The organism is Ruegeria sp. HKCCA5763, from assembly GCF_013034545.1.
Classification (GTDB): Bacteria; Pseudomonadota; Alphaproteobacteria; order Rhodobacterales; family Rhodobacteraceae; genus Ruegeria.
The window spans coordinates 1-11,558 of the sequence record NZ_WQGF01000018.1 but is presented as its reverse complement, the minus strand read 5'-3'; the positions used below and the strand labels follow the sequence as shown (position 1 = coordinate 11,558).

10 protein-coding genes are annotated in these 11,558 nt (G+C 52.8%); 2 read left to right on the top strand and 8 right to left on the bottom strand.

Annotation, left to right across the window (positions count from 1 at the left end):
* Window positions 1-13: 13 nt before the first annotated feature.
* The 6 genes from GOV89_RS21070 to GOV89_RS21045 all read right to left on the bottom strand — a co-directional run bounded on the left by GOV89_RS21070 (window position 14) and on the right by GOV89_RS21045 (window position 7,225).
* Entirely contained in the window at window positions 14-1,213 is a 1,200-nt protein-coding gene (locus GOV89_RS21070; protein ID WP_171239037.1) for an aromatic ring-hydroxylating dioxygenase subunit alpha, read from the bottom strand.
* Window positions 1,214-1,221: 8 nt separating this feature from the next.
* Entirely contained in the window at window positions 1,222-3,288 is a 2,067-nt protein-coding gene (locus GOV89_RS21065) for an FAD-dependent oxidoreductase (protein ID WP_171239036.1), read from the bottom strand.
* Window positions 3,289-3,382: 94 nt separating this feature from the next.
* A complete protein-coding gene (locus tag GOV89_RS21060; protein ID WP_171131200.1) occupies window positions 3,383-4,438 on the bottom strand; it encodes a PotD/PotF family extracellular solute-binding protein in 1,056 nt (351 codons plus the stop codon).
* Window positions 4,435-5,550 carry an ABC transporter ATP-binding protein gene (locus GOV89_RS21055; protein ID WP_171239035.1) on the bottom strand — a complete coding sequence of 372 codons (1,116 nt, stop codon included), beginning with the start codon at window positions 5,548-5,550 and terminating at the stop codon, window positions 4,435-4,437. The genes GOV89_RS21060 and GOV89_RS21055 overlap by 4 nt, the downstream gene beginning before the upstream one ends.
* 20 nt (window positions 5,551-5,570) lie before the next feature.
* Window positions 5,571-6,365, bottom strand: coding sequence for an ABC transporter permease (locus tag GOV89_RS21050; RefSeq protein WP_171239034.1), 795 nt, complete (start codon window positions 6,363-6,365; stop codon window positions 5,571-5,573).
* Window positions 6,362-7,225, bottom strand: coding sequence for an ABC transporter permease (locus GOV89_RS21045; RefSeq protein WP_171239033.1), 864 nt, complete (start codon window positions 7,223-7,225; stop codon window positions 6,362-6,364). Before GOV89_RS21045 ends, GOV89_RS21050 begins: the two co-directional genes overlap by 4 nt.
* Before the next feature lie 190 nt (window positions 7,226-7,415).
* On the opposite strand from GOV89_RS21045, the gene GOV89_RS21040 reads away from it, so the two are divergent.
* Both GOV89_RS21040 and GOV89_RS21035 read left to right on the top strand, forming a co-directional pair.
* Window positions 7,416-8,057 carry a TetR family transcriptional regulator C-terminal domain-containing protein gene (locus tag GOV89_RS21040; RefSeq protein WP_171239032.1) on the top strand — a complete coding sequence of 214 codons (642 nt, stop codon included), beginning with the start codon at window positions 7,416-7,418 and terminating at the stop codon, window positions 8,055-8,057.
* A gap of 246 nt (window positions 8,058-8,303) precedes the next feature.
* Window positions 8,304-8,912, top strand: coding sequence for a Spy/CpxP family protein refolding chaperone (locus GOV89_RS21035; protein WP_174827344.1), 609 nt, complete (start codon window positions 8,304-8,306; stop codon window positions 8,910-8,912).
* A gap of 72 nt (window positions 8,913-8,984) precedes the next feature.
* On the opposite strand, the gene GOV89_RS21030 is transcribed toward GOV89_RS21035, so the two are convergent.
* On the bottom strand, window positions 8,985-9,434 hold the full coding sequence (locus GOV89_RS21030; protein WP_171239031.1) for a DUF411 domain-containing protein: 450 nt from the start codon (window positions 9,432-9,434) through the stop codon (window positions 8,985-8,987).
* A gap of 437 nt (window positions 9,435-9,871) precedes the next feature.
* A complete protein-coding gene (locus tag GOV89_RS21025) occupies window positions 9,872-11,107 on the bottom strand; it encodes an adenylate/guanylate cyclase domain-containing protein (protein WP_171239030.1) in 1,236 nt (411 codons plus the stop codon).
* Window positions 11,108-11,558: the final 451 nt, after the last annotated feature.

The window sequence follows — 11,558 nt, the reverse complement described above, 5'->3', positions numbered from 1 at the left end:
AATTCTGAGCGTGTCAGATCATGCTGAAGTAATTTCGATAGAAACCCGGAATACTCCATTCCATCTCGGACAGCGGTCCCGGCACGAAGCGGTGGGAGTTCACGCCCTCTTGGTTGTGACGGATGATCCGCTCATCATCAAGAGACGTGACATGCCAGAGCCATATCAACGCGTCCTTATCGTAGTCACGACCCTCTTCTGCGTCGCCGCGCACATACCAGACGATCTGAATATCCGTTTCCTGCAGCGCGCGTGGGACGAACCGGTAGCCAACCACGTGATCTGCATAAACAAGGAAGTAGTTCAGCGTCCCGATCCCCAGATCGGTGGCACCGCCATCGTGACCTTTCAGTTCACCCAAAGGCGGCGCCAGCGAAGCGCCATCCTTACTACCGGTCAAATAGCCGGGAAACAGCGGGTAGCGGCGCCAATAGACATCTGCACCCGGGGCGAGCGCGTTATCTCCGGTCAGGTCCAGCTCCTCAACGGGCACTCCGGCTTCTTTCATCCGCTGATGAAGTGCGCCGCTGAACTCCAGAACCTGAGCGGGGTCTTTCAACGAATGGCTGCGCGAATAGTCCTGATGAGACGGCGCGCAGTGGTAGCATTCCAGGTAATTCTCCAACGCCAGTTTCCAATTTGCTGGAACCGGGTATGAGGCTTCATGAGCGACCTTCAGGTTTTCAAATTCGAATGGTTTTGACAGTGGGGCCAACTGCACCAACGCAGCATCTAGCGCCGGGGCGTCTTCAGCTGCGCAGACAAAAATCAGACCTTGGAATATCTTCACCTGAACCGGGAACAATCCGTATTGGCCCGGGTCGAAATTCGACCCCATTGAACGCCCGTTTCGTAGCTTGCCGTTCAGATCAAAAGTCCACGCATGATAGGGGCAGATGAAATTGCGTGCCTTGCCTTTCCGTTCAATGCAAACTCGCGATCCCCGGTGGCGGCAAACGTTCAGATGCGCGCGCACCTCACCTTCGCGATCCCGAACGATGATGATGGACTCGGGCCCATAGTCGAACAGGAAATAGTCCCCCGGTTCTGCGACCTGACTAACATGGCCGACCCAGATCCAGTTACGGTTCCAGAACGCGCCGATATCGTTCTCGTATACTGCTTGAGACGTATAGAAGTGACGAGGCAGGGCGAACCCTTCCTGTTGCGCGTCCATCAAATCGCGCATTACTTGCAGGTCATCTTTTGGCATTGCGCACCTCATGCAGATTCAAGGGAAATGACTTCCCGGCGGAAGAACTCACGGTCGATGTCGTCCGCGTTACGTTCGAAATTCTGGGCAGCCATGTGACCCGAATATACAGCATCCGCGATCAAGCCGGGGTTTGCGGCATCTCCGATTAATTCCAACGTTTTCAGCGGACTTGCTGTCAAACCGCAAAGCTCGTCGTAAAGAGTGGTTTCTCGCATTCGCTGCGTCACCAGTACCACGGAGCTGCATTCAATGGAGTTCTCTCGCCCCGTGTAGACGCACTGCAATGTCGCCTGGCCGGGCGCGACACCGGCCAAGGTCTGGGACAGGTTCAGACGAACGCCTTTTTCCAACAGACTGCGTTGCACTTTAGTCTGCTCCAACGTCAATTCGGTAAACGGCGAAACTATTGAGGCCGGCGTTACAAAGACAACCTCTCGCCCAACCTGAGCCAAATGATCAGCCAAGACTCCACCGAGATAGGCTTGATCATCATCGTAGACCACAATCGGGCCGTCCTGCGGCATGACTCCGGCCACAATGTCATCCGGAGTGAAAATCTGAGAACCTAAACCGATTGGTGCACCGTGAAATGCAGATTTCCCGCGCCCGTCTCGCCGCCATTTTGCGCCAGTTGCAACAAAGACGTTCGGTATACCCAACTCGATGACCTCACTGGCTGACAAACGGCTGTCGGTGAACAGTTGAACGTTCCCGCGTTGTTGCAGGTCGTAGATTCTGTGATCTGTCACGCGCTTCCAAGCGGATAGCCCGGTCAGGGCAGCTTCCTGCATCACACGGCCGCCGAACTCTTGCTTTGCTTCCGCCAGAGTTACCTCGTAGCCCCGCCGCGCCAATTGCATGGCGCATTCAAGTCCGGCTGGTCCGCTGCCGACAACAAGCGCGGCTTCCTCGTTTACCCGACGCTCAATGATCTCAGGGTGCCATTTCCTCCGCCACTCTTCACCCATAGTCGGGTTTTGGGTGCAGCGTATTGGGACGCCTAGAGAGTCGGATGAAACACAGATATTGCAACCGATACATTCACGTATTTCTTCGATGCGATCTTCCCTAATTTTGTTGGGCAGAAACGGATCGGCGATAGATGGTCGCGCCGCGCCGATAAAATCAAGGATGCCCTTCCTGACCAGTGACGCCATCAAGTCCGGCGACGTAAGACGCCCGACGCCCACAACAGGCTTAGAAGTCACCTGTTTCACGAACTCGATATATGAGGTCTGAAAGCCGTCGCGGGGCTCGAACCGAGTCGTCGCAGAGTCGTTGCTCCAATCCGCCACATTAACATCCCAAAGGTCTGGAAGCTGGGCCAGCAATTCGACTACTGCACGGCCTTCTTCCTGCGCTTGCATACCCTCTGACCCGAGCATTTCATCAACCGCAAACCGAAGGGCAATGGCGCAATCATCTCCAACCTCTTCCTTGGTTTCTTCCAGAAGCTCGCGAGTCAGTCGCACCCGGTTCTCCAACGAACCTCCATATTCATCCGTCCGATCATTGAACTGTGGCAGCAGAAAATGATGAGGCAATGTCATGTGATGCCCCGCATAGACATACACAATGTCGAACCCGGCTTCGCGCGAGCGACGAGCCGCCGCGCGATGCCACTTGCGAAATTCTCGAATGTCAGCCTTGTCCATTGCCCTTGCCTGTTTCGGGTATGGAGTCTGCAAGACAAGTTCTGATGGGGCCAGCAGAGGCGCTCGGGTCAGGTGGTTTTGGGCATGGTGCCCGTTATGCGCCAATTGGATTGCCGCGAGCGAGCCCTTCTCATGAATTGAGTTGGTTATCAGACGCAGTGCAGGAATATCCTGATCGTCCCAAATTCGGTTTTCAGAATAAGGAGACAAATCCGAAGTCGGATGAATCTCGGCCTCCTGAGTGGACACCACCGCCCAACCGCCCTCAGCTTTCATCGCCCGCATGGCAGCTTCGGCCTGAGGTCGCAAATGACCCAAACCATTGCAGTGGGGCACTTGGTAGAACCGGTTTCGAGCCGTTACTGGCCCGATCTTGACCGGTTCGAAGAGAACAGAATATACGTCAGCGCCTGACATTGCCGCGCTTCCTCCAAGTAAATTGGAATTTGGTTCGTGGGAATGGAAGGACTTCTACATCCCCTCCATTCCCGGCTGTGTTGTAAGAGTGCCCTTAGAAGCCAGCTTTGATGCGCTCGAATTCCTTCAACATCTTGGCCTCCAGCTCGGGGTTAACAGCGTCAAAGAACAGGCTGCCTTCAAAGAAGCTGTCCACATCCGAAAACCCGTAGGTTTCGATCAGCTCTGGGTCTGCCTGTGCAAAAGCGTCTTCGTTGGCGTGGGCGTAACCCCAGCTTTCAATAATGTATTTACCGCTTGCCGCAGAGCTGAGCGCGTTCAGCATGTCATAGACTTGCTCATCCGACTGCTTGGCAGATTTCAGATGCACATAGCCGCAGACCCAAGTCGCGATACCTTTGTCTACATCACGCATCATGACCGCTGGCGTTTCGTTCCAGATCAGGTTCAGTTCCGATTGGTTCCATCCCCAACCCAGCGTGACCTCACCGCTGGCAATTGCCTGATCCAGTTGGCCTGCGTCAGACCAATAAAAGCGCACGTTCGGATGAATCGCGCGCAGGTAGTCCGCCGCTTTTTGGAATTCCTCGTCACTCATATCGGTATAGCTGGAGGCGCCAGTTGCCAATGCCGCCATTGCAAAGGCACTGGAAGCGGCGTCCGGAATGGCGACTTTGCCCTGATATGCAGGATCGGCAAGCAATTGCAGCGAAACATCATCTGCCGAAATCATATCGGTTCGATAAATAAGACCAGTATTGCCCCATTCGAACGGAACCATGTAGGTCTGCCCATCAATGGTGATGCCATCGACCTCTTTGATCTTGGGCATCAGCTTGTCCCAGTTTTCCAGCTTGCTGGTGTCAATCGGCTTGATCATGTCTGCTGCTACCCACTTTCTCAGGGCATCTGTGCAGGGATGGGCCAAATCAGCTTCAAAACCGGACTGAAGCTTTGTGAACGCTTCTTCCACGCTGCCAAAATAGGTGTAGCTAGGCGCACCGCCGTACTTTTCGACATAGTCGCCGTAGAAACCCTGATCCTCATATCCGGACCAGTCAAAAACGGTCAGATCAGCGGCGTTCGCCAGAGTTTGGCTGGCGGCAAAGGTGGCAACTACTGCTGCCATAAGTGATGCTGTTTTACTCATTTGTCTCCTCCCAAAGATTCACGTTTACCCAAGTCAATCACCGAGGCGCTTTGAACGCCAAGCCAGACGGTATCGCCGCGCGTGTGATCGACCGTGTGAAAGTAGTTTGGTACTGCGACGGCGATACTGTCTTTCAGACCATCGACGCGCACATAATAGTGGACACTCTCTCCATAAAAGGCGACGTCCGAAACCTCGCCCTGAACAAGAGCATCGTACCCATCCGGCTTTTCCGCACTGATTTCCAATTGCTCAGGACGAACGCCGACAAGAAGTTCCTTGTCATGCACCTGGACGTTGGGGTTCACCCCGATTTCCATCTTCCCTAAGCCCTTAACGTTGACTTCAAGCGTTTCAGCATTCTCTGCAGTCACTTCGGCATCCAGAAAGTTCATTCCACCGATGAAAGAAGCCACTTCCCGGTTACACGGTTGGGAATACAGGACCTCTGGCTTATCCACCTGCTTGAGCTGCCCCGCAAACATGACGCCTATACGGTCGGACATGGTCATCGCCTCGTATTGGTCATGCGTGACCATTACAAAAGTTATTCCAAGCTTCTGCTGAAGACGGCGCATTTCCAATTGCATCGCTTCGCGCAGATTTTTGTCCAACGCAGATAAAGGCTCATCTAGCAGTAAAACCTTGGGTCGCATGACGAGCGCGCGGGCGAGCGCTACTCGTTGCCGCTGACCTCCCGACAACTCGTTGGCCTTACGGTCCTGCAGGCCGCCCAATTCAACCATCTCAAGCGCCTCGGCAACGCGTTCCTTGATTTCGTTTCGCGAGAGTCTTGTCTTGCGCAATCCGAACCCGACATTGTCACCGACATTCAGGTGCGGAAAGATCGCATAGCTTTGGAACACCATATTAGTGGGGCGCTTGTTGGCAGGCACGTCCCCCATCGTTCGACCATCGATCCAGATCTCGCCTTCTTCGTGATCTTGAAAACCCGCAATTATGCGCAAGGCTGTTGTCTTACCGCAGCCCGACGGCCCAAGCAGCGAAAAGAACTCACCCTCTTTCAAGGTTAGGTTCAGATCAGACACCGCCACAAAAGTACCAAAGCGTTTTTCGACGCCCTGAATTTCGATGATGTTCTGTTCGCTCATCTTAATCGTTTCCTTTGGCTTCAATCGGAGGATTGGATGGAACGGCGGCGGAAGTATTCGGCAATCAACAACAGCAAGACCGAAGACAGCAAAAGCAGCGATCCAAGCGCCAGCGTGTTGGGCAGTTTTGCCGGAAAGCGGATCTGGCTCCAGATATAGACAGGCAGCGTCGGGCTGTTTCCGGACAGGAAAAAGGCCAGGACGAACTCGTCAAAAGACACCGTAAACGTGACCAAAAGGCTTGCGATGATACCCGGCGCGACGATTGGCAAGGTAACACGCCGAAACGTACCCACGACGCTTTCACCAAGGTCGAACGCGGCCTCCTCCAAGGACTGGTCGAAATCGTCAAATGCAGATTTCATAATCGACACAGAAAAGGGCAGAGCCACGAACACATGCCCAAGGATCACGGTGGTCAGCGATGGTTTCAGCCCGATGCTGATGAACAAAACCAGCATCGAACTGGCAACGATGATGCCGGGAATGACCAGCGGAAGCATGACCAGTCCCTCAGACAGCTCGCGCCCCGTGAAACGATACCGAACGTAAGCACGAGCTGCGAAGAGACCCAGAGATGTTGCCATCAGGGCAGTGACGCTGCCGACGATCAGCGAATTTACCATTGCTTGTAGTAACGTGTCCTGCTGCCCCAACTGCGCGTACCACTTCAACGTGAACCCCTTTAGTGGGAAGGCTACGATTGTTCCGTCGTTGAACGAGAACAGTGGCAATAGCAAAACCGGTAAGTAGAGAAACACCAGATAGGCAATCGCATAAACCAGCAACCACGAGATACGAAATGATTGGGTCATCTGATCCTCCGGCCCAAAGCGGTGACGACCACCACGAACAGGATTGCGACGCAGCCGACTGAAAGCATGGCAAGAAGAGACAGGGTTGCACCCAACGGCCAGTTATTGGCAGCGCCAAACTGCACCTGGATCAAGTTCGCCACCATTTTGCCTTGTGATCCACCGACTAAGGCCGGAGTGACGTAGTCGCCGACCGTTGGGATGAAGATGATCAGACAGGCCGCAATGATCCCCGGCACGGTCAGGGGCAATGTCACGCGGACAAATCTTTCCAGTTTGTTGCACCCCAGATCGGTCGCGGCCTCCAACAAGCTGCGGTCGATCTTTTGCAGCGACACATAGATCGGCAGGATAGCAAACGGTGCCCAAGCGTGGGCGAGCGTAAGGACAACAGCGAATTCGTTGTAGAGCAGGAATGTCAGCGGCTCTTGTATCAAACCAAGTGAAATCAGGGCCGAGTTCAACACCCCGTTGAAGCCAAGAATTAGTTTCCAGCTGAACACGCGCAGAAGGTAGCTGCTCCAAAAGGGAATAGTGATCAGCAACAACCAGAGGGTCTTCTTCTGTGTCCGAAAAGCGATGAAGTAGGCAATCGGATAGGCCAGACAAACCGTTGCCAATGTCACCGCACCTGCAATTGCGACCGAACGGATCATTAGATGTCGAACCAATGGGTCGGTAAAGGCCTCTTGGTAGTTCGCCCAAGTCAAGGTCCGGTCGATCTCGACATAGGTCTGGGTCCAAAAACTGTAGGCGACGAGAATGCAAAGCGGCACGGCGACAAGCAGACCGACGTAGAGCGTCGCAGGCGCGCTCAGTGCCAGACCCTTGCCCGTTTCACTTCGTAGTACTCCGGCCATGCTTCCCTGCTGAACTTAGTTTTTGGTGGCGCGACCATGTCGATCAAAAAATGGACAATCGTCCATTTAAATCTGGAATTTTTGGACTAGTTGTGTCAACTGATAATTTCGCAACCGGGGATGACCAATTTCACACTGGCCGCTAGAAGGCACCGCAAGAGACTGAAAACAAACAGAGCCGCCTGATTCAATGACTGGAAGACGACAAGAAATTCGCGAGCGAAACCGCCTTTCCCTGATCGAGGCAGTACTCGACTCGGTCGCAGAGAAAGGGATTTCCGAGACCTCCGTCAGCGAAATCATCCAACGTGCCGAGCTGTCCCGCGGCATGATTCACCTTCATTTTGGCGGCAAAGACAATTTGGTTGACGAGGCCGCGCGCTACTCATCCGAACAATACTACAATGGCATTTACGACCTGTTGGAAACGACCGGACAAACCGGACAGGAACATATTGAGAAGATTGTTCGGGGCGACTTGAGTGAAGCCATTCTCAATGAGAAAAACGTTTCCATTTGGTACGCGTTTCGAGGCGAGGCCCGAAATAGAGCAGCAATCGCTGCGTTTTCAGATACCCGCGACGCCAAGCTTCGTAATCTGGTTTTCAACGCTTTCGCTCGAATTGCGAAAGAAGCCGGAGCCGAACACCCTAATCAAGTTGCTAGGGACGCTACACACGGCACACTCGCAATGCTGGAAGGCATGTGGACCGATTACCTACTCCACCCGGATTCATTTGACCGCGACGAAGCGATGAGAATCGTTTTTCGTTTTCTGCGGGCAATGTTCCCGAAGCATTTTGACCTGGGCGGCGCTTTGTTGTCTGAGTAGAGCTTGAGACAGGTTTCCCATCTAGTCACTAAAGGACCGGAGAATCCACATCTTTCAGCCATCATGATGGAAGCACGGTACGAACGCAAAAAATTCAATTAATCAGGCGCTATCCGCAAATCAAAGTTGATGAATGGTGTCTTAAAAGTCTGCGATAAATCCATAAGGGGACGGTGCGAAGTTCAGTATCCGGGCTAAAATACAATGTCGAAGAAGGCATTTTTGGTAAGCCCACAAGGAGAATTCATGATCAAGTTCATACCTAACTTTCTATTCGCAGCAGTGCTTTGCACGATTCAATACTCTCAATTAGCCATCGCGCAAAGTGACACTCACGACGCTGAAATCACGCCGTACGCCGGTCTGCAATCGAGGACCATCAAGAGCTTATCTGAGACCGATTTAGAAGAGCTGCGGCGCGGCGGAGGTTGGGGTTTTGCCTTACCTGCGGAGCTGAATGGCAAACCAGGCCCAGCACACTTGCTCGAATTGCAAGATGAACTTGGACTTTCGAAGGATCAGGTGAAAAAAATTGAGGCGATCCATTCTGAAATGCGCGTACAGGCAGTCGTCGCAGGCGAGCGGTTTATTGAGGCCGAGGCGGCGTTAAGTGAAGCGTTTGCCGGTGACCAGCTTGAATTGGCCGAGCTAAACAAACTTGTTGAAGCGGCCGAAACTGCCAGGGCCGAGTTGCGACTGGTTCATCTGTCCCGGCACCTGCAAACAACACCACTGTTGAGCGCAGATCAAATCCAACAGTACAGCATTCTAAGAGGGTATGCGAACGACCCGTGCTCCAATGTGCCCGAAGGCCACGACCCAGCCATGTGGAAAAAACACAACGATTGCAGCTGAATCCTTTTGAAATCAGCGCAAACTAATGTTGGACATGGAGCTGAAAAATCTGATTGCCCTTCATCCATTCTCTCAGCTGTGTCGAGCAAACACACTCGTCGTCCCATCCAGACCAACGAGCAAGGTTTCATAAGGTTCTCGTTCGTCTGAAAAATCCATGCCGGGTGAACCCATCGGCATGCCTGGAACTGTTAGGCCGAGGCCTTCAGGATGTTCGGACAAAAGTCGATTTATGTCTTCTGCCGGGACATGACCTTCGACAAAATAGCCCCCAACAAATGCAGTGTGGCAACTGGAAAGCTCATCTGAGATTTTCATTTGTTCTTTAAGCGACCACAGCTGCTCCTGCCCTACGTCTAGCGTATCGGTACGAAATCCTGCGGAAATCAGGTGATCTACCCACGCGGCACAACAGCCGCAGGTTGGAGTCTTGTAGACTTTGATGAGTGGGGCTTCTTGTCCGACGGAAGGAGTAGCCAACACTGCTGCTGTACCCGCTAATAGAAATTCGCGTCGTTTCATTGGTCTCTTCTCCGCTTCCTCATGGGACTACAAAGATATTGTGCCAAGGCCAAATTTTTCAATGTTACCGGACTGAGCATCAAACGGGCAGTTTCGATACAAGATCTGAATCTCAATCCAAATAACACTGGTCGCCAAACGTTTTGTGAGTTGCATCGCGTATGGCTCAAGTTCACTCGAGCGTTCGGCAATGGACCTCGCGATCAACGTCGTGGTGAGGTCCATAGCAACCTTCTAAGCAGTGGCCATGCCAATTGCCTTGGTGGTGCCTGCCCGTGCACCCTGACAATGCAATCACTATGACCAAGAATGCCGCTCTTCGCGGGTGCTTGATCCAACAGTTCTGTTCCATGTGCAAACCAACCTAGTAGCAATCCGGCTACCTTTGCTTTGACGCAGGTCAACACCCCATTGCGGCAGCTTCCAAATAGCGGCAGTTAGTCTATCGTGAACAGCTCCTGTCTTTCAGCAACACCGCGCAATCTGTATTGCCCCAGGGAAACAAGACTTGGAATGGAGCCCACTAAGTCACCCGCCACCTTATCGGAAACCACAATGTTCTGATCAAGCGCGCTGCACATGCCTAAAATGCGCGAAGTTGTATTTACCGCTGGGCCGACCACTGTGAAATCCAAGCGAGACCTACCGCCAATATTGCCGTAAAGAACATCGCCTGCGTGCAACGAGAGAGTGAAGCCGGTCGTTGGCAAACCATCAGCTTGCCGTCGTTGGTTGAGTTCCTCAAAGGTATTTCGCAACTCCGCGGCCGCGTGAATTGCGACGCGGCGAGCGTCCGGAACTTGATTGATATCGAAGATGGCAAGCATTCCATCTCCCATGAATTTCAGAACGTTACCGCCATTGCGTTCGACTACGTCAACAGCTTCCGCGAAGTAGTCGTTTAGCAATTCTATGATTGAGCCCCCGGGAAGCGCCTCTGACAATTTGGTAAATCCTTGCAGGTCAAAATACCAAATCACCGCTGAAATAGTTTCCGATGAACCTCGGGTGATATCCCCGGAAAGAACGCGCCTACTGGCGTCTTTGCCCAGATATGCGGCTGTAATGTCTTCAGCCATCAATCGGTTAGCCCCACATTTCAGCGTCAGACAAAGTGGAGATATCAGTTGACGCAAACCATCAAGTTGCTCGCTTGTGAAGCCCCCGCTCGCGTCGGTTGTCAACGAGACTATAGCACCTTCATAGGCCTGCATTGGATCGACTGGCGTAGTATTGTCCTGAATAAGGAAAAACCGTTTAACAGCGAAGTAGTCAGTTGCACCGCGCTCGCGAAGTTCATCGAAGATCGGAAAGTTGAGCTCGGGTTCTTCGACTGTCAGATCTTGTCTGATCTCTTCAACGTTGTTTGCCAAAAGATAGTAAATTGGGCTTAGAACGTATTCCTCAGGCGCATCCGTTCTTCGGACAAAGTTCTCTCGCTTATGACCGCCACCCCTGTGCCAGCGAAAAGCGACAGTCCCAATCTCAGGATGATGAGCGCGAACAGTGATGTTTGCTCTTTGAAGCGGAATCCCTGCCGAAACAAGACGGTTGCAGAATGCTTCAAGCCAGAGCTCCACAGGCGCATTCTCTAAGCCCTGTTGAACCAGCCAATCTGCTATGTCCTGGATGGCGGCGGTCAGTTCCCAGTTTTGGACTAATGGGGCTGCCATGATGACCTCTTAATGAGCTATCTGAACAGTTGGTTGTTAGTCTAATTCACTTCCAGGACACATCAAATTCAATTCTCCCACTGCGCTTGCAGCCCTAAGGTATATGCTGATCTTGTTGCGTGCTGCATGCGCGACACCTGGGCAATGGTCGCAATTCATCAGGAATTGCTGGCGATGTGAGCTGTGGCGCGTACCGCAAGACTTTTGCGACTGAGCTCTGCGGGGTATCTGTGTAATCTGTCGGCGTTAAGACAGCCGCAAACTCAATCTTGCCACTCCAACCGATACAAGACGTGGTGACCGCGTAGACCTTTCAGGAGTCTGGGTTCTATTTCAGAAAATGAGAAATCGGTTCGCCCTCCGACCATGGCACGCGTCGCATCTGAAACGAGTATCTGTCCGTCATCGAATGATTTGGAACACGAGCGTTTGATTGGCTTAGGAGGATCAG

Coding starts and splice junctions, on each gene's coding strand:
- GOV89_RS21060 (WP_171131200.1), bottom strand. CDS start 4,438: ATGAGTAAAACAGCATCACTTATGGCAGCAGTAGTTGCCACCTTTGCC.
- GOV89_RS21050 (WP_171239034.1), bottom strand. CDS start 6,365: ATGACCCAATCATTTCGTATCTCGTGGTTGCTGGTTTATGCGATTGCC.
- GOV89_RS21070 (WP_171239037.1), bottom strand. CDS start 1,213: ATGCCAAAAGATGACCTGCAAGTAATGCGCGATTTGATGGACGCGCAA.
- GOV89_RS21040 (WP_171239032.1), top strand. CDS start 7,416: ATGACTGGAAGACGACAAGAAATTCGCGAGCGAAACCGCCTTTCCCTG.
- GOV89_RS21045 (WP_171239033.1), bottom strand. CDS start 7,225: ATGGCCGGAGTACTACGAAGTGAAACGGGCAAGGGTCTGGCACTGAGC.
- GOV89_RS21030 (WP_171239031.1), bottom strand. CDS start 9,434: ATGAAACGACGCGAATTTCTATTAGCGGGTACAGCAGCAGTGTTGGCT.
- GOV89_RS21065 (WP_171239036.1), bottom strand. CDS start 3,288: ATGTCAGGCGCTGACGTATATTCTGTTCTCTTCGAACCGGTCAAGATC.
- GOV89_RS21035 (WP_174827344.1), top strand. CDS start 8,304: ATGATCAAGTTCATACCTAACTTTCTATTCGCAGCAGTGCTTTGCACG.
- GOV89_RS21055 (WP_171239035.1), bottom strand. CDS start 5,550: ATGAGCGAACAGAACATCATCGAAATTCAGGGCGTCGAAAAACGCTTT.
- GOV89_RS21025 (WP_171239030.1), bottom strand. CDS start 11,107: ATGGCAGCCCCATTAGTCCAAAACTGGGAACTGACCGCCGCCATCCAG.